The 22928-nt window shown below is 39.2% G+C and carries 23 protein-coding genes; 4 read left to right on the top strand and 19 right to left on the bottom strand.

What is annotated here, in order from left to right; genetic code table 11:
• Positions 1 to 77 precede the first annotated feature (77 nt).
• The 13 genes from ACTB0X_RS15365 to mnmE all read right to left on the bottom strand — a co-directional run bounded on the left by ACTB0X_RS15365 (position 78) and on the right by mnmE (position 13465).
• Positions 78 to 806 carry a superoxide dismutase gene (locus tag ACTB0X_RS15365; RefSeq protein ID WP_226334942.1) on the bottom strand — a complete coding sequence of 243 codons (729 nt, stop codon included), beginning with the start codon at positions 804 to 806 and terminating at the stop codon, positions 78 to 80.
• Positions 807 to 892: 86 nt separating this feature from the next.
• A complete protein-coding gene (locus ACTB0X_RS15370) occupies positions 893 to 2176 on the bottom strand; it encodes a sensor histidine kinase (RefSeq protein WP_463025925.1) in 1284 nt (427 codons plus the stop codon).
• Complete coding sequence (locus ACTB0X_RS15375; protein ID WP_149393309.1) at positions 2173 to 2856, bottom strand: response regulator transcription factor; 684 nt, start codon at positions 2854 to 2856, stop codon at positions 2173 to 2175. Before ACTB0X_RS15375 ends, ACTB0X_RS15370 begins: the two co-directional genes overlap by 4 nt.
• 186 nt (positions 2857 to 3042) lie before the next feature.
• Positions 3043 to 5100 carry a Piwi domain-containing protein gene (locus ACTB0X_RS15380; RefSeq protein WP_149393308.1) on the bottom strand — a complete coding sequence of 686 codons (2058 nt, stop codon included), beginning with the start codon at positions 5098 to 5100 and terminating at the stop codon, positions 3043 to 3045.
• A 253-nt stretch (positions 5101 to 5353) separates the two neighbouring features.
• Positions 5354 to 5644, bottom strand: a complete 291-nt coding sequence (locus tag ACTB0X_RS15385; RefSeq protein WP_149393306.1) for a helix-turn-helix domain-containing protein — start codon at positions 5642 to 5644, stop codon at positions 5354 to 5356.
• A 193-nt stretch (positions 5645 to 5837) separates the two neighbouring features.
• Positions 5838 to 7655, bottom strand: a complete 1818-nt coding sequence (locus tag ACTB0X_RS15390) for a DUF3987 domain-containing protein (protein ID WP_149393305.1) — start codon at positions 7653 to 7655, stop codon at positions 5838 to 5840.
• A gap of 3 nt (positions 7656 to 7658) precedes the next feature.
• A complete protein-coding gene (locus tag ACTB0X_RS15395) occupies positions 7659 to 8579 on the bottom strand; it encodes a BT4734/BF3469 family protein (protein WP_149393304.1) in 921 nt (306 codons plus the stop codon).
• On the bottom strand, positions 8566 to 8862 hold the full coding sequence (locus ACTB0X_RS15400; protein ID WP_149393303.1) for a helix-turn-helix domain-containing protein: 297 nt from the start codon (positions 8860 to 8862) through the stop codon (positions 8566 to 8568). The genes ACTB0X_RS15395 and ACTB0X_RS15400 overlap by 14 nt, the downstream gene beginning before the upstream one ends.
• Positions 8859 to 9206, bottom strand: a complete 348-nt coding sequence (locus ACTB0X_RS15405; RefSeq protein WP_336093176.1) for a helix-turn-helix domain-containing protein — start codon at positions 9204 to 9206, stop codon at positions 8859 to 8861. The genes ACTB0X_RS15400 and ACTB0X_RS15405 overlap by 4 nt, the downstream gene beginning before the upstream one ends.
• 150 nt (positions 9207 to 9356) lie before the next feature.
• Complete coding sequence (locus tag ACTB0X_RS15410) at positions 9357 to 10382, bottom strand: DUF6617 family protein (protein WP_272987538.1); 1026 nt, start codon at positions 10380 to 10382, stop codon at positions 9357 to 9359.
• A complete protein-coding gene (locus ACTB0X_RS15415) occupies positions 10379 to 11473 on the bottom strand; it encodes a site-specific integrase (protein ID WP_149393300.1) in 1095 nt (364 codons plus the stop codon). Before ACTB0X_RS15415 ends, ACTB0X_RS15410 begins: the two co-directional genes overlap by 4 nt.
• Positions 11470 to 11823 carry a helix-turn-helix domain-containing protein gene (locus tag ACTB0X_RS15420; RefSeq protein WP_149393299.1) on the bottom strand — a complete coding sequence of 118 codons (354 nt, stop codon included), beginning with the start codon at positions 11821 to 11823 and terminating at the stop codon, positions 11470 to 11472. Before ACTB0X_RS15420 ends, ACTB0X_RS15415 begins: the two co-directional genes overlap by 4 nt.
• A gap of 241 nt (positions 11824 to 12064) precedes the next feature.
• Positions 12065 to 13465 carry a tRNA uridine-5-carboxymethylaminomethyl(34) synthesis GTPase MnmE gene (mnmE, locus tag ACTB0X_RS15425; protein ID WP_463025926.1) on the bottom strand — a complete coding sequence of 467 codons (1401 nt, stop codon included), beginning with the start codon at positions 13463 to 13465 and terminating at the stop codon, positions 12065 to 12067.
• 160 nt (positions 13466 to 13625) lie between these two features.
• Here mnmE and ACTB0X_RS15430 point away from each other — a divergent pair, with 160 nt between their 5' ends.
• Positions 13626 to 14207: an acyl carrier protein phosphodiesterase gene (locus tag ACTB0X_RS15430; RefSeq protein WP_463025927.1), complete on the top strand. Its 582-nt coding sequence runs from the start codon at positions 13626 to 13628 to the stop codon at positions 14205 to 14207.
• Between the two features lie 23 nt (positions 14208 to 14230).
• Here ACTB0X_RS15430 and ACTB0X_RS15435 read toward each other — a convergent pair whose 3' ends face one another.
• Entirely contained in the window at positions 14231 to 14524 is a 294-nt protein-coding gene (locus ACTB0X_RS15435) for a hypothetical protein (protein ID WP_463025928.1), read from the bottom strand.
• 35 nt (positions 14525 to 14559) lie between these two features.
• On the opposite strand from ACTB0X_RS15435, the gene ACTB0X_RS15440 reads away from it, so the two are divergent.
• The 3 genes from ACTB0X_RS15440 to tnpA all read left to right on the top strand — a co-directional run bounded on the left by ACTB0X_RS15440 (position 14560) and on the right by tnpA (position 17170).
• A complete protein-coding gene (locus ACTB0X_RS15440; protein WP_463025929.1) occupies positions 14560 to 15360 on the top strand; it encodes a DUF3667 domain-containing protein in 801 nt (266 codons plus the stop codon).
• A 24-nt stretch (positions 15361 to 15384) separates the two neighbouring features.
• On the top strand, positions 15385 to 16587 hold the full coding sequence (locus tag ACTB0X_RS15445; RefSeq protein WP_463025930.1) for an NAD(P)-dependent oxidoreductase: 1203 nt from the start codon (positions 15385 to 15387) through the stop codon (positions 16585 to 16587).
• A gap of 124 nt (positions 16588 to 16711) precedes the next feature.
• Positions 16712 to 17170 carry an IS200/IS605 family transposase gene (gene tnpA / locus ACTB0X_RS15450; RefSeq protein WP_463025931.1) on the top strand — a complete coding sequence of 153 codons (459 nt, stop codon included), beginning with the start codon at positions 16712 to 16714 and terminating at the stop codon, positions 17168 to 17170.
• Positions 17171 to 17654: 484 nt separating this feature from the next.
• Here tnpA and rpe read toward each other — a convergent pair whose 3' ends face one another.
• The 5 genes from rpe to accD all read right to left on the bottom strand — a co-directional run bounded on the left by rpe (position 17655) and on the right by accD (position 22906).
• On the bottom strand, positions 17655 to 18311 hold the full coding sequence (rpe, locus tag ACTB0X_RS15455) for a ribulose-phosphate 3-epimerase (protein ID WP_463025932.1): 657 nt from the start codon (positions 18309 to 18311) through the stop codon (positions 17655 to 17657).
• 75 nt (positions 18312 to 18386) lie between these two features.
• Complete coding sequence (locus ACTB0X_RS15460; RefSeq protein WP_463025933.1) at positions 18387 to 19253, bottom strand: sigma-70 family RNA polymerase sigma factor; 867 nt, start codon at positions 19251 to 19253, stop codon at positions 18387 to 18389.
• A 222-nt stretch (positions 19254 to 19475) separates the two neighbouring features.
• Positions 19476 to 21620 (bottom strand): polyribonucleotide nucleotidyltransferase, encoded by a 2145-nt coding sequence (pnp, locus tag ACTB0X_RS15465; RefSeq protein ID WP_463025934.1) that lies wholly within the window; start codon positions 21618 to 21620, stop codon positions 19476 to 19478.
• Positions 21621 to 21727: 107 nt separating this feature from the next.
• Positions 21728 to 21997, bottom strand: coding sequence for a 30S ribosomal protein S15 (gene rpsO, locus ACTB0X_RS15470; protein ID WP_463025935.1), 270 nt, complete (start codon positions 21995 to 21997; stop codon positions 21728 to 21730).
• Between the two features lie 63 nt (positions 21998 to 22060).
• The gene (accD, locus tag ACTB0X_RS15475; protein WP_463025995.1) at positions 22061 to 22906 is read right to left on the bottom strand and encodes an acetyl-CoA carboxylase, carboxyltransferase subunit beta; all 846 of its coding nucleotides are present in this window, start codon (positions 22904 to 22906) and stop codon (positions 22061 to 22063) included.
• Between the last annotated feature and the right edge of the window lie 22 nt (positions 22907 to 22928).

Here is a 22928-nt window from a genome sequence, read left to right on the forward strand (position 1 = left end):
ATTATCTATATATGCTGAATATACTGGTGGTAACAGAGGAGAGGTCATGTGGTCTTAGTTCTATATTCCAACAAAAGTTATCCGTGTAATTTTTTAGCTGTTACAAACCGTTCTGCCACATTGTCCCAATTGATAATTTCCAATACAGTGTCGACAAATTCTGCCCTCTTGTTTTTGTATTTCAGGTAATAAGCATGTTCCCATACATCAATGACCAACAGGGGAACCACACCCCACTGCGTGAGCTTCTGGTGGTTTTCGCATTGCAGTAAAGTGAGGGATTGTGAGTAGGGCTGATAGCCCAATATTCCCCAGCCACTCCCTTCTACAGATTTGGAAATTTTGGAGATGTATGCTTTCAGGTTATCAAAAGAGCCAAAGTCTTTCTCTATCTGTTTCAGTAATTCCGCTTTGGGCTGTGTTTTTTTATTGGTCAGGTTAGACCAGAATATGGAATGCAGGACATGACTTGAAAAATGATAGGCCAGCTTACGAGTCCACATATCTACTTGATCCATCTCGCCTGATTGAAGGTGTTTTTTGATGTTTTCCAAGTCTTTATTCGCCCCTTTTACTGCTCCTCCATGATGAAATTCATAATGCAGGTGCAGGGTTTCTTCATCCATGTGTGGTTCTAAGAATGTCTTGTTATATGGAAGCGATTTTTGGATGAAATTACCATTGCTGTCCACCAGTTTATCCATGCCATTTTCTGTTACATTCTGTGAAAAAACGTTGTTGATGGGAAGGATGCTCGCTCCACCCAATATTGCCGAATTCCTGAGAAAATCCTTTCTGTTCATCATTGAAGTCATTTTATTTTAGATAATACACGTATTTATAAAGGTAAAGTAAATCATCAAATCTGTAGAAATTTGGGAAGATCGTCTGGTTACCCGAAATCCACCTCAAAAATGTGCAACCCTTTTTCTTCACGGTAATGAAGCTCCCAGCCGCTTGTTTCGGCAATCTTCCGGGCAATGGCCAACCCTAGTCCCCAGGTATCGGGATTACCGGATTGCTTGTAGAAACGGCTGAATAATTTGTCTTTCTCTAATACTCTCCCTTTTCCTTGCTTTTCATCCCCTGTGTTGGCAATCACGAGCTTTCTCTCTTTTGTTTGAATGTTCACCGTGCCATTTTCCCTGTTATGCAGAAATGCATTTTTAAGCAGGTTCTGTACCAGTATCTCGGCAAGCATCGTATTACCTTGCACAATCAAGTTATCTTGTGGTTCCGTTTTCACCGATATATTCAGGGCAGCTTTCTGTTCTTCATAATATTCCATTGATCGGCTGATTATTGTGTTTATATCAACCTGTTCTGAAAGGAGAAACTGCCGGTTTTCAATTTTAGATAAGAGCAGCAGGGTTTTGTTCAATTTTTTTAAGCGCTGTGTGGAGCCGATAATGCCTTCCACAATTTCCGCCTGCTCTTGTGTGAGTTCTGCCTGTCCGATAAGCCCTTCCAACCTTGACTGGATAACAGACAGGGGTGTTTGCATTTCATGGGAAGCATTTTCGATAAATTGCTTCTGGCTTTCAAATACTTCCTTGTTTTTTCGGGTCAGCTCATTCACAGCTTCATTCAGCATCCGGAACTCATCAATATGTGTAGGTGGCAGTGCAGGAAATTCTTGTTTATCAAATCGAAAGAGCCGGATTTTTTCGAGTATTTCGAAAAACGGGCCCCATATTTTCCGGGAGATAACGCGCTGGGATACATAAAAAGAAAGCAACAGGCCCAGGAACAAAGATCCCAGCGTGATAGCAATGGTTCCGATCATTTCAGCCGCTTCCAGGTGAGGTTTTATGATTTCCAGCCGGTAATGTTTGCCATGTAGCTTCACAAAAGTGTTTAGCATGCGGTATTCATCGAACTCGTCATCAACAGGCTCATAAATGAGGGTATCGGTATAACTTTCGTATCTTTCCTGAAAAGCAGCTTCTTCAACAAGATAAAAGGTGAAATCGTCCAGCGGGTTGTCCTCTTTATACGGTGCTTCAGGGTTTTGTTCAAGGTAAGCCAGCAGGTTGGCTTTGCGGTTGTACAACACTTCATCTACATTTTGAAGTACGTTCCAGCTTAGCACCAGGTAAAACAATATGGAAAAAATCCCAAACAGGATCAGGAAATAAAGCGATTGAATGCGGGAGGTGTAGGTAAGCAGCTTCATAATGCCTGGATTTGATAACCTACCCCATAGATGTTGTTGATTTCTACCTGCGCCCCGGCATCTTTCAGCTTTCTTTTGAGGTTCCTGATCTGAGAAAACAGAAAATCAAAACTTTGGGCCTCATCCACATAATCGCCCCAAATATATTCCGCCAGCGATACTTTGGAGATCACCCGCTTATGGTTATTTATCAGGTGTGTAAGAATAGCATACTCTTTTTTTGTAAATGAAATAAGATTTTCAAGGTCGTTTACCCCGACCAGGTACTGGTCAGGTTCAATAACCAGGTTAGCAAAGCGGACAAGTTTGTTGGTTTTAAATTGTTTTCTGCGGATGATGGCTTTTATCCGGGCATTGAGTTCGGAAAAGTAAAACGGCTTGGTGAGGTAGTCATCAGCCCCAAGTCCCAGGCCCTTTAATTTGTCATCCAGCGAATTGCGTGCTGAAAGAATGATCACCCCGTCAGTTTTGCCTTCTTTATAAAGTCTTTCCAAAAGGTCAAATCCGCTGCCATCAGGAAGATTAATGTCCAGGACGATGCAGTCATAATTATAGAGACCGATGCGTTCCATACCTTCCCGGAAATTGCTTGCGGTATCGTAAAGAAAACCTTCATCATCAGCAAATTCCTCAAGGCTTTTCAGCAATTGCGGCTCGTCTTCTACGATGAGTAATTTCATAAATACAAAATACGGGGTTAATTCTGTAGAAACGTTGGCTTAACTATATCCTTGACAAATTATGGAAATGCGGCATTGGAGGGTCGCATAATGCTTACAGTAATCATCCACGATATTTCCTCTAGGATCGACAATACCATGAAAGCCAATACCTCATTCAAAATCCCGGTCTTTTATGTATTGCATTCATAAAAACCAAAGGTTGTCTTTTCCATAAGGTGGAATATCATCTCCCTTAAAGTGAGGAGCTATTTGAGCTACCATTTCAGGATATTTTATAGTGACCGGAAGATTTTGTTGCCTTATAGACTTCCAATACATTCTACTGAACTGATACACCTGATCTATCAACTCATTGACTGTTTTCATGTCTTTGGTAAGTTCGGGAATGGAGCATTGGATTTTTAGCTTAATGGGGAAGGGAAAGCCATCTGACTTACCCACCGGACTTCCATTGTATCTGGTATTGTTGAATAGCAGGTATCTATCCTTGCCTATTCCAATGAAGGTGCCACTATTTGGCATCAAACCTTTCCACTTTCTATCAAAAGCAACAATGTCTTCCGATTCCGTTTTGTTGATGGTGATAATGAAAACCGGAATTGATAGTCCCAGATCCTCCAATTGTTGCAGGATGGGTTGCATTTCATCTTCATTCATGGTTTTGTAGAAGTGAATAACCAATTTATCCGGGGCAGCATTGACAGTGGCATATTGCTTAACCGCAGCTCCAATTGATCCTGCGAGGATGTCGATTTCATCTTTTAAAAAATACTCAAAGCGATTGAAACGCCCATTATTGGTAAAACTAAAGGCACTTCCAATATATTGAACACCTATATCTACTTGCTTGAATGCTCCAACGCCAACGACTAATTCATTCTTTACCGGTGTATTTAGACGCCAGGGAATACCATCTAATTTAGCCAACATAGCTACAGCAATGTTGGGTAGGCTGTATCTCCAATTGATACCCTGTTCAACCATTTTTTGAGGATCAATGGCTTGAGAAGTGATTCTTCTTTTTAGAAGTACTTCCTTTAACTGATAGTATATTTCTCGTTTAGGCTTTTCTTTTTCGAATTTGCCATAAGGAGTGACATAGATTGCGATGTACTTGATTTCCGGGTCAAAATTTCTTGTGTTCAGAGCCTTTTCAATCTCAGAGATTGGATCTTCCTTGTCTTTAAAGACAACACTAAATCCTTCTGCAGTGTGAAAATACAACCCTACATAGCTCTGCATGCCATTGAATGAATCGAATCCCTTCTCAAAGTGCTCTTTAATTGTGAAGGTGTGCTCCGCATCATCAGCGTGGACTATAAAGAATAAATGAATATTGGGATAGGGACTTTTCTTAAATGGTTTTAATCTTTTGAGCGCATATTTTGGTGTGGTATCTGGCTGATTGTTGCCGAAAAGCAACTGGTTGCTCTCTTCTGACGTGGAGTCAATTCTTGAAGGAACAACGGAAAGAAAACCTGATTTATGTAATGGAATGAGCTTTTTGAATTTGGGCTGGTTCAGATATTTGCAATAGAATCCCTTGATATAGCTTAGATATACCGGATACCGGTTGTCTCTGAGAGGGAGCCCGAACGGAATGCCCAATGCTGCTTCAAGGTCTTTGTTAATAACCGGATAGCAGTTCTCCGGATCAATAAATTCATTTTCCTGACACTTTTCCCATTTGTATAAACTCTTACCGTGTAGGACTCTGTTGAAGCATTTTGGGCTGATTGTCTGAATCAATTCAGCTACACTCTGTTTTGAGATTTTGGATTGACCATCATAGGATAACACCAACTCCGGATAGTCACTAATCAATGAAATTTGAACCTTTAAAGAGAATTTCTCATATACATCATACAAGTCTGTTCCTCCTACACTTGTTTTTAACCATACCTGGTTTTCATTCACAAATCCCGTCCTAACAATTTTCTTGGCAATCTTTCGGAAATAGTAATTGATCTGATGGTTGTAGTATCTCTTAACAAAATCCTGATTCTCATTTTTGAGATCAATGGATAAAGGTTGAAATCCTTCTGCTGGATAACCAAAGGTGGTATGGAGCGTATTTGTGCTATTGCGGACTAATCCGGGGAACAATGACTCGGCTTCATTAGGGAAAAGGCTGAAATAGAGATCCTGGCACCTGTCATTACTTTCGTTTGAAAAATAGAGTGTTACGGGCTCCTTTGGCCAGTCGAATGTGAGTACATTGAAGAATAAGTCCTGATCCATAGCTCTTCGATAGGTTAAAACACCTGAGATAATTTTTTAGCCTTCAACACTTTGTCAATTGAAGTATATCGAGGGGCTTGCGGAGCAAGTCCTTTCTTGTCTTTATCCAGGGGAATAGGGGTTATGGTTTGATCACAAAAAGTCCAACATACCCGGTTTTCGGGAAGCAATTGCACTATTTTAATAATATAGAGCGCAAATGTTTTTGTCCTTTTTTGTAGGTCTGTTTTATTCATCATTTACAAATTATCATTCATAGATTTGAATGGAGTTGGCGTTCTACAAATTTCAATGCTTCTAATGCCTGTGGTTCGTCTTGGATATCGTCCATGATCTTGTCCGCCAGCCATAAGAAAAGCAGTTCATCTTCCTTTACTTTCAAAAAGTCGGCAATCCTGGAAATTTGGTCCCTTTGGGCTTTTCTCTCTCCACGCTCCAACTTACTCACCAGTGCGGTATCCACTTCGATATGGGCCGCCACTTGCCGGAGCAGTAAACCCTTTGTTTCCCGAAGCTCCCTGATCTTATTGCCCAGATAATTCATTGCCGTATTATTGACTTGTCAGAATTTGTCAAATATAAGAAAAGAAAGCGATAGTAAAAGCAAAAAGAAGTGATAAACTGATTTCAGGAATTTGAGGAAATAGAGGAAACTAAGGATTATTTGTCCTTAGGTTGACCAGTGGTGTAAATTTTTAATGGTCTGGTCGAACCTTCGGAAGGAAAGCCCAACGGGCTTATCCTTCCTTGATTTCCTTAGAATCCTGAGATTCCTCAAGTGAGGTGTTTATATAATTGTCGTGTGCCTCACGGTGAATAAGACCTGATTTCACAAAGTGGGCAATGTAGCCTTCTGCTGTCTTTGCCGGAATACTCATTGTGTTGGCTACTTCAAGGTATTTCTGGCGATTGAAGTTGCGGGGTAGGGCATACAGGAACTTCTCTTTCTTATTCATTCGTGTGGGCTTGGGTTCTTCCTGCGGAAGCTCTACAAACACTTTGCTTGAATGCTTGACCAATACCTTCACCATTGAAAGCGCAGCTTGAAAATCCCTTTCCTCACAAATTAGCTTTCGAGAAGTATCGCCCGTTTCCATGATCCGCAAAGCGGAGCATATCATGCAGATGCGGTAGGCAATTAAACCCAATCTCCTAATAGTGGCCATGTAGTCCAAGCCCTGAAGGTTCATGTACTTTTCCTGAATCTGTCCGAAAAACTGATTGAACTGTTCTTGCTGGTCTGCCGTGAGGTAGAACTGCCGGGGCTCATCCTGCATAATGACTTTGTAGAGTTCATAGAACTCATTGCCCAGGGCTTCAAAGTAATCGTCCAGTCCGTTGTCTGTTTGGCTGGCAAATACATTTTTCCATACCGGCCGCACATTCATGAAATAGAAGATGAAACGGCTGAATAGGCCGTTTTCAGCGTTGGGTATCAATGCCGAAACTTGTTTTGGCGTTCCTGAAAGGACAGTAGAAAGACAAGGGCTTTCAATGTCTACAAACTCACGGTCGGTTCTGCGATAGTAGGAAATGGTTTCATGGTGAAAAGCTTTTCTAAAGCCGTCACTGTAGTTTCCGTAATCACTCTTGAAGGCATGTGCTAAGGTATCACCTTCGGTCTCGAAAATCAGCCCTCTGCCATCACTATCACCCAAAAGCTGGTAAGCTCCCGTTGAACTGTTGTTTGCAGGAATGAACAGCATCTTCTCCGGTGGTTTGGCTGGCTTCTCGATACCTTCTTCCTTTCCTTTTTTGGCATTGTATTCGGCCATTTCCAATTCATAGTGTTGCTTATGGAGTTTAGCCTGTTCTCTCAATTCTTTGTGAACCGGATTCACCAACTGGCGGCAATGCACCAAGCGGCCTTTTCCTGCGGATGCTTGGGCTGTAATGAATAGGAACAGATTGGGGAAAACCCGTTTGCCATCATAAATGCCCGATACTTTGGGTAAACATGCACTGATAGCTCCGAGGGAACCGAGGAGTAGAATATCCCTTTCCTCTTTGGAAGTGGCAATCTCCACAACCTTTTGAAGAAATTCAGGAAGTTCAGGAAACATAGAATCGGAAAATGTCGGCATTTCTTCCGGTTCCTGATTTTCCCTCTGCTGTGGATGCTCTTGACTGCCGGTCAGTTTCTCCCTCTTGAAAGTACGCTGATCCTGCCGTTCTGCCCGTGGAGGCGTAATATCAATTCCTGCATCTTTGGTCAGGAAGAAAAAGGTTTTTAGTGAAACGCCATGACCTTTTGATTTCAAGCAATTGTCAAATTGCTTGTCGCACTCCGGAGCGGAATAGTCGGGGTAGAACTGGCTAACTCTATGAAATAGCGGCCGGCCATTCTCTCCAAATTCATCCGCAAAGGTGAAGCCGATATTAACCCAATCGCTGTAAGTGGAGGTAATATCAACCCGGTTAGCTTCAATGCTCTGGATGATGCGTTCTACTTCGTCTATTTGAGAATCTGAATTGAAAGTTGGTTGCTCAGTAACTTTTGGTTGCGGGGTTGGCTGATTAAGCCAATCCTGCGGATTGAATGTCTTTCTTTCCATGTCCTACAAGTATTTAGGATTGATGAATATTTCTGAATCATGCGGAAGGAAACATGCCCTTGAAATGTCCTTTCCGGATTGGTCTATTTCGAGTTGATAGGTGTGGGAAACGTAGTTTGCCACTGCCTTGAAATAGTCCTGGTGTTTTGCTTGCGTCAAGTGGATTGGAATTACCCATTTGAGGCCATCACCTGAAGGGGATATAAACAGTAGCTCTGTTTCAAAGTAATGGTCGTTGAGCAATGCCGCCTTGAGTGAAGGAATGTCTTCAATGTGGTCAAAATCGATTGTGAGCAAACCTGAATGTTTTTGAAGGTTTGCGTCATTGCGTTTGGAGAACGTGCCTGAGAAGGTCACATAATCAAAATTTTGAGCCTTGTACTTTCGGGCTTCCTTCGGGTCGGGAATGTTGCGTAGTGTACTGGTACACGAAGCAAATTCATTCCCTTTGATAAGGCGGTACACCTCAACTAAGGAGGCTTTCCGACTTGGTGTTACGTTGGTAACAGGCTTGGTGAAATAGCTGAAAACTGGCGGAGCCGGTTTGATTATTTCAGGAAGAGCAACCGCAGGTTGCGATTCTGCCTGTCTGTAAAAACCTTGCTGCTTACCGATACGCAAATGCAGTTCCTCATTCAGCTTGTCGAGAAGGGCTTGCCCTTCGAGGCTGAAATGCAATGCTGCAAAATCAAAGACATTGCCTTGTGCAATGACTTCTTCGGAATCGGTGTGCGTAGCGCAACCGTCAACCACTTTTACCAACAATGTAGGCTTGTCCGCATTGAAAGGGTTTTTCGCAGGTTTACAGTCCCTTCCCGAAAGGGAAAGGACTGTTTCACCCGGATAGTACTGTCGCAACACATGGGCATAGATATTCAGGCCGTAGTGCGTTTTGTCGAGAATGGCTTTTCTACTTACCTCCATAGTGCTTTGATTTTGAAGGTGAGTAATTGGATTCCAGCAAGGCTTCTATATCGGAAACCTTGTAGTAGAATTTACCATTGATTCGGCTGTAAGGAAGAACCCCACTATCCCGAAGGGATTGGAGGGTTCTTTTACTGATGTGAAGCGTTTGCATCACTACCTGTCCATCAATCCATTCTTCGCTGAACTGCTCCAAACGTGATTTATGGAAATTGAGGAGATAGGCTTTGACTGTTTTAATGTCTTGAGCGAGGGTCAAGATCATATCCATTAGCTCGTTCATAGCTTCACCCTCCCTTTCTTGATTAGGTAATCCGCTGCCCGTTGGTCTATTTCTTCCTGAGTGGAATTGCGGTTGCGAAGCAACCAGCTTTCCAACTCGCTTCTTTTGAAATAGAGCTTCTTTCCATTGGGCTTGTAGTGCGGAATGCTCCCTGCACTTGTCAACTTGTACAAGTGGGATTGGGAAAGCTCCAGATACTGACAAGCTTCATTGAAGTTTAAAACTTCCTTTGTGTAAATCCCCTGGCTCTCAATTAGGCGTTGGAGATTGTCAAGACGTTCTATTATTTCGTCCATTGTCTTACTTATTGAAGAGTTAGAAATGGACACTTGGCCAAATGTCATCCTTGATTGTCAAGGACATAGCAAAGGTCAGAAGGGGTCTCTGGTAGTCTTGAAAATGGAAATTTCAACCTGTGTAACAGGCTGAAATTCAGATACTTTAGGAGATGAGTGGAAATTTGAAATGGTAAATTGACAGAAAATTACCGCAATTTAACCGAGGGGTAAACTGGTGAGCCAGTACTGAGAGTCTATGTATTCCGCTAATGCTTCTGCATTTTGGCGGTAGTTTCTGAATTGTTTGTCGAGGTTGGTCTGATAGCGGTGGTCAAGGAATTTCCGAATATCAACGTCTTTAATCGCCTTCATTGGTTGAAAAGTGCGTGCATTGAAATATCCCTTCTTTATTAATTGGTGGTAGATGGCCGCAAATTCATTTTTCATTCCGTGCTTATCGGTGAAGTTGTAGTTCTCATCAATGTACCCATTTTGGAAAAGAGATTCTTCGAAGCTTGCAAAGCGAGTAGGCGTTTTAATGATGGTTTCATAGGGAAGAATACCCTTCGCATCATTTCTTACATCACCTGATATTGCCTTGAATAGTTTAGATGGTTGTGGTGCGGGTCGGGGGGCAGAAGGACTGGCAACCTGTATTTGTACCGCTTCGGCAATGTGTGAAGGATTTGGTGCCGTATGGTTGAAGTATGTCAGGTAAATATCATCTTCAGTAAGTGGTTCTTCTTTTAACTGATCAGGAAAGCACTCCTGAACTTCCATGTACAGGCGCACAAGCTGGTGTTTGAGGTAGCAGATAATGAAAGCTTCATCATTGGTGGAGGTGTTGGTTTGCAAGGTGCCAAACTTTGGATCGTATTGTTCAGGGCTGTAGTTCTGTTCCTGGATCACCTGGGCAATCTCCCGAAGCTTTTCATTGAGTGTTCTGGTCAATGCCATGTGAACGTGATACTTCTTGGCGTTGGCATTGATACTTTCATTCACCTGCTTGTGGAGGTGGTTCAGGTATTCAGTAGCTTCTGAATCTATCAGGGCTTGGAAGTATTTCCGCTTGTTGTTGAGTGCCTTGGGAAATGAAACTTCAAACTGGGGCTGTACCTGATAGAATGCTTTTTTAAGGTCGTTTAAATCCTGTTTAAACTTCAATTCCGAAACGCCCGACAATAACCACGGGCGAAGATCGAGAAACAGAATCCTGTTGTATGTTTCTAATGATGCGCTCATAGATTCAGTTTGATTTTGTTGGCGGCTTCCTTCTTCTTATCATCAATGATTTTGGCATAGACCTGGGTTGTTTTCAATTCCCTATGGCCTAAGAGCTTTGAAACCGTATAAATGTCTGTTCCTGCTGTAAGCTGTAATGTGGCGTAAGTATGCCGGGCGCAATGGAAAGTAATTGTTTTGGATATTCCGGCTTTCATCATCCATTGCTGCAATTTCAGGTTATGCCAGGCTGAATATTTCAGCCCTTTGAAAACCCTCTCGTCTTTGTCCTGACGTTCTCCAAGTAATCCAAAGGCTTGTTCTGAAATGGGCAAGGTTTCGGCTCCCTTAGTTTTCTTTTGTCTGAAACGGATATAGTACCCCATATCATTGGAGTGCTGCACTTCAGACCAAAGGAGTTTGTTTATGTCTGACCAGCGAAGCCCGGTAAGGCATGAAAAGATGAAAGCTGTTTTCATCTGCGGAATTTCACATTCTGCGTTTACTGCAGCTTGCAGCTCTTCCAGTGTCAAAAATTCTCTTTCCGGTTCACCTTGCTTGAATGCTTCAACTCCTTCACTCGGATTGGTTGGAATGATACCATCCTTTACGGCTTGCTTGAGTGCTGCCCTGAGTTTATTGAAATAGGAGTACTTGGAGTTTTGGGATAGTTTCTGTTCTCCGTGGGCTATGGCCTTTTTATCAAGGAAGTGTTTGAAGTCCTGGACAAATTGCCTATCCACTTCTGAGAAAGCAATGTCATAAGCGCAAAAGGCTTTCAAATGCTTGAGCATACTTGTCCAGTTCCCATGATTTCCGGGGCTGTCCTGCCTTTGGTTGGCCAGCAATTCAACATAAGCAAGGAAGCTGCCTTTTAGCTTCTCCTGATCCCGAAAGCCATAAACTCCGTTTTGGATTTCAATCTGTCGCTGTGCTCGAATGGTTTCGGCTAATTGCATAGTCTTTTTATTGACCTCTTTTTCCTCCTTTGTTCTGGCTTTCGGGTTGAGGTATAGTTTTAGATACTCTGTCTTTCTCTTGCCCTTATGGTAGTAGTCAAGGTATAGGCTGGTTTGTCCGCCCTGGTTGCGTTCTCTTAGTGTTACCTTCATGCTTGAAAAAGTTTTTCGATTGCTGCTCTTTTGATGATAGTACGCCTGCCGATCTTGGCAGCCTGGATATTCCCGTTCTTAATTTGACGGTACAGGGTCATTCTGCTTGCTCCAAGGAGTTTGCAGGTTTCCGCAATGCTGAGGAAATCCTTTTCATTGACTTGCTCTTGGATGAACTCTTGTTTTTGGATTGCAGTAGGGGCTACCTCCTGGAGCTTGGCATCCCTTTGACGTTTTTTGTATGCACGTTTGGCGCAGTTGTCTCCGCAATATTGGGTCACCGTAGTTTTGGCAATAAACTCAGTTCCGCAGTGCTGACAGATTTTGGGTACTCGAATGTTGCTGCTCATGGTGTTTCCTTTTGGTGCTTGTTTCTGTATCAGAGTGTATCCCTTTGTATCGGGATGTATCTCTATGTAACATCAATTCGCCAGTGTTTAAAATATCTGTTGCTAACAACAAGTTTGTTGCTATCAGCAACAGATTAGAAACAAATATAAGTAAAAAATGGAAACTTAGCAACAAATAAAGGAAGTAAAAACCGCCCAAAAGCAAGTAAAAGAAGGGTTTAGTGTATCAATGGAAATGTAATTACTTTCCAATGCAAAATTTACTAAATATATTGCCCAACAAATCATCGGTTGTGATCTCTCCAGTAATCTCACCTAAATAATGCAACGACTGACGAATGTCCATAGCTAAAAAGTCGCCGGTGATGTTGACTTCTAGTCCTTCGGTAACTTTCATTAATGCTTCATAAGCTTTTGAAAGGGCTTCAAAATGGCGGTAGTTGCTAACTGTAACATCACTGTTGGTTACGATATTACTTTTTACTAATTCCACCAAATGAGCGCACAACTCGTTCACATTGGTTTTTTGCAAAGCAGATAAATAATGCACGTCTTCTAGCCCTACAAATTTGTCTAAAATAGCAGACGGAACTTCTTTTTTCTCGTTCAGTTCGTCTTCTAGTTTGTTGGCGACTACTATTAGTCTTTTATTAGTATCAACAATACGCGCTTGAATGGTCGCAACGGTTTTTTGAATTTCTACTTTGGTGCTTTTCTTGGCATCTACCAAATATAAAATAACAGTCGCTTGATCTACTTTTTGATAGGTTTTAGTAATGCCTATATTTTCTACCACATCGGTAGTTTCACGCAATCCAGCAGTATCAATAAAACGGAATATTATTCCGCCCAAGTTCACTTCGTCTTCTATTGCATCTCGGGTAGTTCCTGCTATGTCTGAAACGATAGCGCGTTCTTCGTTTAGGATAGCATTTAATAAAGTAGATTTTCCTACATTGGGTTCACCTACAATGGCAATTGGAACACCATTTTTCAACACATTTCCTGCAGAGAAAGATTGGATTAAGTTATAAAGTACAACAGTCAATCGACCAACCAGCTCTTTCAAATCATCTCGATCAGCAAATTCTACATCCTCTTCACCAAAATCAAGTTCCAACTCAATCAAAGAGGCAAAATGAATCAATTCATCCCGCAAGGTTTTAATCTTATCAGAAAAACCTCCACGCATTTGATTCATGGCCAATTCATGTGCACCTTCAGATTCTGAAGCGATTAAATCAGCCACTGCTTCCGCTTGCGCTAAATCTAATTTCCCATTGACGAAAGCACGTTGAGTAAACTCACCAGCTTTTGCAAATCGAGCACCATTTTTCAAGCAAAGAGCAATCACTTTTCCCAGAATAAAAGAAGAACCATGGCAAGAAATTTCGACACTGTCCTCACCAGTATAAGAATTTGGACCCTTGAATAAACTCACCAAAACTTCATCGATGATTTTATTGTCTTCTCTGACAGTTCCAAAGTGGATGGTGTGAGAAGCTTGTTTCGTTAAGTCTTTTCCGTAAAAAATAGTGTTGGCAATTTCATATGCATTCGATCCCGATAATCTTATAATTCCTATCGCTCCAGTGCCGGATGGAGTAGCTAATGCACAAATGGTTTCTTGAGTCGTATACACAAATGCGAAATTAATGAATCAATGTAACAAAGTACCAATCTATCAATGAATTCATAATTAAATTGTTCTTTGTGCGCTTTGTGAAACCCTTTGCGCCCTTTGTGGTTTATTATAGTATAAATCCTGTCGTTCACTACCATTTAAAAACTATCTTTAAAACGTGAATTATTTAGCTCATTTTTACCTCGCCAATGGCGATAAAGGACGAATGGTTGGCAATTTTATAGCCGATCATATTGTTGGCAAACAATACTTAGATTTTCCTGAACCCATTCAGCAAGGAGTACTGCAGCACAGAGCCATAGATACATTTACCGATGAACATCCGGTGGTGTTGGATAGTAAAAAAAGATTGCGACCGATTTTTCATAAATTTTCTCCGGTCATAGTGGATGTGTTTTATGATTATTTATTGGCAAAAAGATGGAGCGACTACTCCAAACAAAACCTTGAAGTTTTCACCTTGAATGCGTACGATGTTATCAATGAATTTCATCACTTGTTGCCCCAAAAAGCATTGCATATGTTCAGTTATATGCAACGCGACAATTGGTTGTATAACTACCGCAAAATTGAAGGTATCGACCGGGCTTTAACTGGAATGTCGCAACGAACATTAAGTGGCTCAAAAATGGAATTAGCTGCTGAGTACCTTCGTAAAGATGAAGCGCTTTATTTAGCAGAGTTTGATGCCTTTTTTCCTGAATTAATAAGGCATGCGTCTAGTTTTGAAGATCAATAAATCGATTAATCATTAGGGATCAATTACCTTTCAATTACAATTCCGCCAATACTCAAGCGCACCTTTTTACTTTTCGCCTCGATTGCTTTTTGTTCTTCTTCGGCGTTAGTGAGGTTCAGTCGTTTTTTAACTTCAAATAATAATAGACCGCTCATGTACTTTAAAGATTCATTGGTATCCATGATAGGCTCAGGTTTGGGTTGAATCTTTTTTGGTTTTACTTGAATAGAAGTAGTGTCTTTGGATGGCACCGATTGTTGCGCTTTAGAAACTAAACCACAACTGATAAAAAATATAAAAAATAGAATTCGTATCATTAAAATCGGAAAAGCTGTTTATCTTGTTTAGGTGAATGCAAATTATACAAATCTTGGATAAAACGACCCAATCATCCGTATTAAAATGTGAAAATTGTCAATATGAATTGAACGAATCGTTTAATTATTGCCCCAATTGTAGCCAAAAGGTTGCCTTTTCAAACAAATTGAGCGAGTTGTTTTCTCACTTTTTAAGCGATTATTTTACATTTGATTCTAAAATTGGTCGAAGTTTACGTCCATTGTTAACTCGTCCTGGTTATTTAACTCAACAATTTATAAGCGGAAAGCGAGAACATTACATCCAACCATTAAGGATGTTTATCTTTTTGAGTATTATCTTTTTCTTGTTGCTGAGCATTTCTGCTAGCTTAAGGACTGATCAATTAGTTGAATCAATTAATCAAACGACACTAGATAGTGACTTTGGGGATGCATTTTGGGATCGGTTTTTTGGTGCTTTGTTGCCGAAACTGTTTTTCTTCTTACTTCCAATTTTTGCATTAATGCTGGCGCTATTGTATCGTAAGAAACGATTTAATCTACTGACCCATTTTCTATTTTCACTTCATTTTCATTCTACCGTATTTTTAATCGGAATTATTTATGAATTAACGAGTATTGGGATTGCTCAAATGGGATATTATTTCGTCAATACCATCCTTTTGGTTTTAGCTTTCACTTATTTGATTTTTAACCTATGGAAAGCCCTGAAAGTCGTTTATAAAGACAATTGGAAGAAGACAAGTCTTAAAATGGGAATCTTGGGAATTTTGTATACGCTTTTACTAGTCTGTTCGACATTTATATTATTTGCCTTGAGCTTAAATCATTAATTTTGCGACTTAAATAGTTAGGTCATGAAAATAGGAATCATAAGAGAAGGCAAAACTCCACCAGACAAGCGAGTACCATTCACACCAAAACAATGTCAGTTGATGGTGAGTAGATACCCTCAATTGGAGTTGGTTGTTCAATCGAGTCCGATTAGAGCCTTTTCAGATCAAGAATATAGAGATTTGGGGATTACTGTGCAGGAAGATATTTCAGATAGCGATGTTATTTTCGGAGTAAAGGAAGTGCCGATAGAGATGCTACATGCTGATAAAACACATTTTTTCTTTTCTCATACCATTAAAGAACAGCCGTATAATAGAAAGTTATTATTGGCCATTATGGAAAGAAGCATCAAAATGGTTGACTACGAATGCTTGACCGATAAAAAGGGAAAGCGACTGGTTGGTTTTGGACGATACGCCGGAATTGTAGGCACATACAATGGTCTTTTAGCATATGGTAAAACGACCAATGCTTTTGCTTTAAAGTCAGCTAATCTATGTGAGGATCGGGTAGAAATGGAAGGCGAGTTGAAAAAAGTTAAGCTACCATGCAATTTTAAGATAGTTCTAACAGGGACAGGAAGAGTAGGCAAGGGAGCTCTAGAGATTTTGAGAAAATTGAACCTGAAAGAAGTGAAGCCAATGGAGTTTTTAAACGAAGCGTTTAATGAGCCAGTTTATACTGTCCTTGGAGTAAAGAGCTATAATAAACGCTTGGATGGAGGAGAGTTTAAGACGAGTGAATTTTATGAAGCACCTGAACAGTTTGAAAGTAATTTTTATCGTTTTGCCCAAGTAGCAGATATGTATATTCCTTGCCATTATTGGGATTCAGAAGCACCATTTATTTTCACAAAAGAGGACATGAAGAAGGATGACTTTAAGATTAGAACCATAGCTGATATAAGTTGTGACATTGATGGCCCAGTGGCGTCTACAATTCGTCCATCGACTATTGTTGACCCAATCTATTATGTCAACAGAATGACCGGAGAGGAAACAACAGAAATTAATTCAGATACAATTACCGTAATGGCGGTAGACAACCTACCTTGTGAGTTGCCAAAAGATGCATCAGAAGATTTTGGTAACGAATTAATCAATAACATTTTACCTAATTTATTAGGCACTGATAATGATCGAATTATTTATCGAGCTACGATTACCGAGCGTGGTGAATTAAACGATGAATACGAGTATTTGCAAGGATATGTGGAAGGTTAATCAATTTAACGATTGAGATAATGTATTAGTGAATCAATTTTGTATTTGTTATCAATCCCGAAGGGATGCTAGGATTATAGTATAAATAGTGAATGAATAAAACCCTGAAAGGGTGACATAAATTATGGCTGGTACATTTTCACAGATTTATATTCAATATGTTTTTGCTGTAAAGGGAAGGGAAAACCTTCTACAGAAACCTTGGCGTGAAGAGGTGTTTAAATATATGACAGGTATCATAAAAGGTAAAAATCAAAAACCGATTATAGTTAATGGTGTCGCCGATCATGTACACATCTTTGTTGGGTTAAAGCCTTCAATTAGTATTTCTGATTTAGCTAGAGATATTAAGAACAATTCTTCGAAATTCATTAACGAACAGAAATTTAGTAATGTGAAATTTTCCTGGCAAGAAGGATATGGAGCATTTTCATATTCCCATTCTCAGATTGGTGATGTTTATCAGTATATCGCTAATCAGGAAGATCATCATAGAAATAAATCTTTTAAAGAAGAGTATTTGGATTTTCTTCAAAAATTTGAAGTTGAATACAACGAAAAATATCTATTTGAATGGTTGTGATGAAGGAATATCACCCTTTCAGGGTTAGTTAAACATTCCAAGTTATATAGACTACAATAATTTCATCCCTTCGGGATTCAGAAAAATTATTATTCGGTAGTAGATAATCCCTTGGGGTGAAAATATTATAGAAAGGTAAAATGTTGGTAAATATCTACCCTGTGGGGTTCGAAATATCTTATAATAATTTCACAAAGGTTATGAATAATCTATCACCCTTTCAGGGTTTTCTTTCGTATTTAGTTTGTTACTAGAATAATGTCATCCCTTCGGGATTTGGATAGCCTATTAATAATTAATCAATGAAGTATTGCATCATTTCATTTTAATTTCTGTCCTAAATTAGTTGGGTTAGTTGTTCGGTAAAAAATCAACGTAACGCAATAGAGAAGCAATCCCGCAGGGATGAAATGATTATAGCACATCATTAATGCAGGATAGTTAAACCCCGAAGGGGTGATATAGAAGAATATCCCTTAGAAAATTAAAAAGCCAACTCCTTCAACCCTTCAATAGTCTTTTCTGGATTATTGGAGCCAAAAACATAACTACCGGCAACTAGCACATCAGCACCACATTCGACTAATTCTTTTGCATTTTTATTACTTACACCGCCGTCGATTTCAATTAATGCAGAGCTGTTTTTTCTGGTGATTAATGCCTTTAGTGCTTTGATTTTGTCGTACGTATTCTCAATGAAAGACTGTCCACCAAATCCCGGGTTAACAGACATTAAGCAAACTAAATCGATATCTTGGATAATGTCTTCTAATAAATGAATAGAAGTATGCGGATTCAATGCCACACCCGCTTTCATTCCTTCTGCTTTTATTGCTTGAATGGTTCGGTGAAGATGAGTGCAAGCCTCATAGTGCACGGTTAAAATGTCTGCTCCTGCAGCTTTAAAGTCTTTGATATACTTATCAGGCTCCACAATCATTAAATGCACATCAAAAGTCTTGGTTGCGTGCTTCTTGATCGCTTTGATTACAGGTAGCCCAAAAGAAATGTTAGGAACAAATACACCATCCATCACATCAATGTGATAATAGTCTGCTTTACTAGTATTGATTAGTTCGCAAGCAGGTAATAAGTTTGCAAAATCTGCTGATAGGATGGAAGGAGCTACTAAGTGTGACATTTCTATTTTTTTTGCAAAGGTACTATTCAAAACATAAAAAACCCTTCTCGAATTCTCGAGAAGGGTGAATATTTGTTAACCTAAATACGTTTTTAAATTTTTACAGCGAGTATTTATCCGCAGTCTTCGAATGGCTTTTTCTTTTATTTGCCTCACTCTTTCACGAGTCAGGTCAAAGTGTTCGCCAATTTCTTCCAGAGTTAAAGGATGTTTTCCGGCTAATCCGAAATAGAAACGAATCACATCTGCTTCACGCGCCGTCAAGGTAGTGAGTGTTCGTTCAATTTCATTTTTTAAAGATTCTCTCAATAATAAATCATCTGGCTCAGGACTATCCATGTTCTGCATCAAGTCAGACATGTTGCTGCTATCATCGTCAGAAGAAATAGGAGCATCTATGCTCACATGGCGACCTGAATGTCTGATGTTATCTTTTACATCACTAGCAGTTAAGTCAAGTATGTCTGCAATCTCATCATTGGATGGCTCTCGCTCAAATTTTTGTTCAAGCTCTGAAAATGCGCGTTTAATTTTATTGATTGATCCAATTTTATTTAAAGGCAATCGTACAATTCTGGCTTGTTCTGCTAAGGCTTGTAAAATAGATTGACGAATCCACCAAACAGCATAGGAGATAAATTTAAATCCTCTTGTTTCATCAAATCGTTGGGCGGCTTTGATGAGTCCTAAATTACCTTCATTGATTAAGTCGGGGAGTCCCAACCCTTGGTTTTGATATTGTTTTGAAACAGATACCACAAACCTTAAATTGGCTTTGGTTAATTTTTCTAAAGCTAAAGCGTCACCTTGTTTGATTTTTCTTGCTAATTCAACCTCCTCTTCTGCAGAAATCAAATCGACTCTGCCAATCTCCTGTAAATACTTGTCAAGAGAAACCGTTTCTCTATTGGTGACCTTCTTAGTAATTTTTAGTTGCCTCATGAAATGGGTTTGGTTTTGGTTAATACTTAAGTTGGTCTCGAAAACGAAATCCCATAAATTTAACGAAAATTAACGTCCAAACTTTATACGTACGTAATTTTTATTACTGCTTCAATATTTTTTTTTAATTCTAGAATCTTGAAATCTCATTTATAAGCAATAGCAAAAAAAAAGAGGAGATAAATAATTTATCTCCTCTTTCTAAAATATAATTAAAAGCAATTAAGCTTTTTCTTCAGCTTTTTCAGGCTTAGGCAATAATGCTTTTCTTGAAAGTTTTAGTTTCTTCGTTTTAGGATCAATTGCAATCAATTTCACTTCAACGATTTGACCTTCTTTCAATTCGTCCTCTACTTTGTCAACTTTGTGGTGAGCAATTTCTGAAATATGTAGCAAACCGTCTTGACCTGGAATTACTTCAATAAAAGCTCCAAATGCTACGATAGATTTTACTTTTCCTTTGTACACTTCACCTACTTCAGGAACTGCAGTAATGGCTTTAATTCTAGCCAATGCATCCTGAGCACCTTCACCGTTTGTAGATACGATATCAATTACACCTTTCCCATCCACTTCTTCCAATACGATTGTTGTACCAGTTTCTTCTTGAATAGATTGAATAATTTTTCCACCTGGTCCGATTACTGCTCCAATCATTTCTTTAGGAATAGTAATTTGAATGATTCGTGGTGCATTAGTTTTGTAATCTTCTCTAGGAGCAGAAAGTGTTTTCATCATTTCTCCTAAGATGTGCATACGACCTTCTTTCGCTTGATTTAAAGCTTGCTCTAAAATCTCGTAAGATAAACCTTCAACTTTAATGTCCATCTGACAAGCAGTGATACCATCTTTTGTTCCGGTTACTTTAAAGTCCATGTCACCCAAGTGATCTTCATCACCCAAGATATCAGAAAGGACAGCAAATTTACCGTCTTTACCGCTGATCAATCCCATCGCGATACCACTTACTGGTTTCTTGATTTTTACTCCTGCATCCATCAACGCTAGCGTTCCTGCACAAACAGTCGCCATAGACGATGAACCATTAGATTCTAAAATGTCAGAAACAACACGAATGGTGTAAGGGTTTTCATTTCCTGTTGGAATCATTGGTTTCAAAGCTCTCATTGCTAAGTTACCGTGACCAACTTCTCTTCTGCCTGGACCTCTATTTGGACGAGTTTCTCCTGTAGAAAAAGATGGGAAGTTGTAATGCAAAATGAATTTATCAGAACCTTCGAAAAGTGCTGCATCAATTCTTTGCTCATCTAGTTTAGTTCCCAAAGTTACAGAGGTTAACGATTGAGTTTCTCCTCTTGTAAATACTGCAGAACCGTGAGATCCTGGCAAGTAATTAACTTCTGACCAAATTGGACGAATCTCAGTAGTTTTACGCCCATCTAAACGAATCTTCTCGTTTAATACCGCGTCTCTTACTGCTTCTTTTTCTACATCATGGAAATACTTTCCAATCAAGAATTTATTTTCTCCTGCTGTTTCTTCATCTAAAGTAGCAACAAAGTTTTCTTTCACTTCTTTAAATAAACGAGCTCTTTCGTATTTGTCAGCTAATCCATTTTTTGCAATATCATAGCAAGGTTGGTAACAAGCAGCTGCGATTTGCTTATTCAAATCTTCGTTACTTTTTTCGTGATTGTACTCACGCTTTACTTTTGCTTTTTCAATTTGAGCAGCTAGTTTATTAATTCCATCTAACTGGATTCTAATCTTATCGTGCGCTAACTTGATCGCTTCTAACATTTCTGCTTCAGAAACTTCTAACATTTCACCTTCTACCATTACTACACTATCTTGAGTTGCAGCAACCATAATATCGATGTCAGCAGATTTCATTTGAGAAAAAGTTGGATTAGTGATCCACTCTCCATCAATTCTTACCACTCTTACTTCAGATATTGGTCCATTAAAAGGAATGTCTGAAACTGCTAATGCTGCAGATGCAGCTAAACAAGCCAATGCATCTGGCTGTGTATCGTCTCCTGAAGAGATCAATGAAATTTGTAATTGTGTGTCTGCATGGTAGTCACTAGGGAATAGTGGACGTAATGCTCTATCTACTAGTCTACAAACTAATATTTCATAATCTGATGATCTTGTTTCACGCTTTAAAAATCCACCTGGAAACTTTCCTGCTGCAGAGAATTTTTCTCTGTAATCTACCATTAATGGCATAAAGTCCACGTCTTCACCAGCTGTTTTTGCTGATACTACAGTTGCCAATAACATGGTATCACCTTGTTTTACAACTACTGCTCCGTCTGCTTGCTTTGCTAATTTTCCTGTTTCGATCGTAATGGTCGTTCCATTACCTAAATCGATTGTTTGTTCAAATCCTAATTTTGACATAATTTATTGTTTTCTTTTGTCAGTTGATAAATAAAAAAAGGGGGACATGTAAAAACAGTCCCCCAAATGATTCTTATGCTATGTAAATTAAAGTCGTGTTCAAGAAATTACTTTCTAATTCCAAGATCTTTAATTAATTCTCTGTATTTGTTAATGTCGTTGTCTTTTAAGTAATCTAAAAGATTTCTTCTTTTACCTACTAATCTTACCAATGAACGCTCAGTGTTAAAATCTTTATGATTTCTTTTCAAGTGCTCTGTAAGATGACTAATTCTATGAGTAAATAAAGCTATTTGTCCTTCTGTAGAACCAGTGTTTGTCTTCTTCTCTCCGTATTTCTCGAAAAATCCTTCTTTAATTTCTGTAGTAAGATACATATCTATTCTTTTATTCTTGTAAATTTTAAGGCTGCAAATGTAATAATTTTATTTAAAAATAGATTACTTTTTAAATAAATTCAACACTTGAATTAATTTTTGTTTTAAATCTTTTCGATTCACTATAAAATCAAGGAAACCATGCTCTAAAACAAATTCTGCAGTTTGAAAATCTTTAGGCAAATCTTTACCTATCGTTTCTTTTACTACTCTTGGTCCAGCAAAGCCAATTAAAGCTCCTGGTTCTGAAATATTAATGTCACCCAACATCGCAAATGAAGCAGTGATACCTCCTGTTGTCGGATCCGTTAATAAACTGATGTAAGGAATTTTTGCTTTAGATAACTGCGAAAGTTTAGCAGAAGTTTTTGCCATTTGCATCAATGAAAATGCAGCTTCCATCATTCTTGCTCCACCCGATTTTGATATCATCAAAAAAGGAATATTGTGTGCAATGGAATAGTCAATTGCTCGTGCTATTTTTTCTCCAACTACAGAACCCATTGATCCACCAATAAAAGCAAAGTCCATCGCAGCCACTACTAATTGAGTGTCGCCGATATCACCTACAGCTGTTCTAACTGCATCCTTTAATTTGGTTTTCTTTTGAGTCGCTTTTAAACGATCTGTATATTTTTTGGTGTCGGTGAACTTTAATGGATCACCTGATGTCATGTCTGCATTTAGCTCCAAGTATTTTCCATCATTAAATATGATTTTAAAATACTCTTCAGAGCTTGCACGTTCGTGATAGCCACATTCTTCACATACCTTTTGATTGTCGATATGATCATTATTAGGCACTACATGCTTGCATTTTGGACAACTGTACCAAAGGCCTTCAGGTAATTCTTTCTTCTCCTTAGTAGGTGTAAGAATTCCTTCTTTTATTCGTTTGAACCAACTCATTTGCTCTTCTGTCTCCAATATT

The sequence above is a fragment of the Acidiluteibacter sp. genome, assembly GCF_055129545.1.

What these genes read in the sequence shown, in the direction of transcription:
- ACTB0X_RS15445 (WP_463025930.1), top strand. Translation starts at nt 15,385, where the DNA reads ATGAAAATAGGAATCATAAGAGAAGGCAAAACTCCACCAGACAAGCGA.
- tnpA (WP_463025931.1), top strand. Translation starts at nt 16,712, where the DNA reads ATGGCTGGTACATTTTCACAGATTTATATTCAATATGTTTTTGCTGTA.
- ACTB0X_RS15405 (WP_336093176.1), bottom strand. Translation starts at nt 9,206, where the DNA reads ATGACATTTGGCCAAGTGTCCATTTCTAACTCTTCAATAAGTAAGACA.
- rpsO (WP_463025935.1), bottom strand. Translation starts at nt 21,997, where the DNA reads ATGTATCTTACTACAGAAATTAAAGAAGGATTTTTCGAGAAATACGGA.
- ACTB0X_RS15370 (WP_463025925.1), bottom strand. Translation starts at nt 2,176, where the DNA reads ATGAAGCTGCTTACCTACACCTCCCGCATTCAATCGCTTTATTTCCTG.
- ACTB0X_RS15460 (WP_463025933.1), bottom strand. Translation starts at nt 19,253, where the DNA reads ATGAGGCAACTAAAAATTACTAAGAAGGTCACCAATAGAGAAACGGTT.
- ACTB0X_RS15415 (WP_149393300.1), bottom strand. Translation starts at nt 11,473, where the DNA reads ATGAAGGTAACACTAAGAGAACGCAACCAGGGCGGACAAACCAGCCTA.
- ACTB0X_RS15435 (WP_463025928.1), bottom strand. Translation starts at nt 14,524, where the DNA reads ATGATACGAATTCTATTTTTTATATTTTTTATCAGTTGTGGTTTAGTT.
- pnp (WP_463025934.1), bottom strand. Translation starts at nt 21,620, where the DNA reads ATGTCAAAATTAGGATTTGAACAAACAATCGATTTAGGTAATGGAACG.
- ACTB0X_RS15375 (WP_149393309.1), bottom strand. Translation starts at nt 2,856, where the DNA reads ATGAAATTACTCATCGTAGAAGACGAGCCGCAATTGCTGAAAAGCCTT.
- ACTB0X_RS15385 (WP_149393306.1), bottom strand. Translation starts at nt 5,644, where the DNA reads ATGAATTATCTGGGCAATAAGATCAGGGAGCTTCGGGAAACAAAGGGT.
- ACTB0X_RS15380 (WP_149393308.1), bottom strand. Translation starts at nt 5,100, where the DNA reads ATGGATCAGGACTTATTCTTCAATGTACTCACATTCGACTGGCCAAAG.
- ACTB0X_RS15390 (WP_149393305.1), bottom strand. Translation starts at nt 7,655, where the DNA reads ATGGAAAGAAAGACATTCAATCCGCAGGATTGGCTTAATCAGCCAACC.
- ACTB0X_RS15440 (WP_463025929.1), top strand. Translation starts at nt 14,560, where the DNA reads ATGCAAATTATACAAATCTTGGATAAAACGACCCAATCATCCGTATTA.
- ACTB0X_RS15410 (WP_272987538.1), bottom strand. Translation starts at nt 10,382, where the DNA reads ATGAGCGCATCATTAGAAACATACAACAGGATTCTGTTTCTCGATCTT.
- ACTB0X_RS15420 (WP_149393299.1), bottom strand. Translation starts at nt 11,823, where the DNA reads ATGAGCAGCAACATTCGAGTACCCAAAATCTGTCAGCACTGCGGAACT.
- accD (WP_463025995.1), bottom strand. Translation starts at nt 22,906, where the DNA reads ATGAGTTGGTTCAAACGAATAAAAGAAGGAATTCTTACACCTACTAAG.
- ACTB0X_RS15395 (WP_149393304.1), bottom strand. Translation starts at nt 8,579, where the DNA reads ATGGAGGTAAGTAGAAAAGCCATTCTCGACAAAACGCACTACGGCCTG.
- ACTB0X_RS15365 (WP_226334942.1), bottom strand. Translation starts at nt 806, where the DNA reads ATGATGAACAGAAAGGATTTTCTCAGGAATTCGGCAATATTGGGTGGA.
- rpe (WP_463025932.1), bottom strand. Translation starts at nt 18,311, where the DNA reads ATGTCACACTTAGTAGCTCCTTCCATCCTATCAGCAGATTTTGCAAAC.
- ACTB0X_RS15400 (WP_149393303.1), bottom strand. Translation starts at nt 8,862, where the DNA reads ATGAACGAGCTAATGGATATGATCTTGACCCTCGCTCAAGACATTAAA.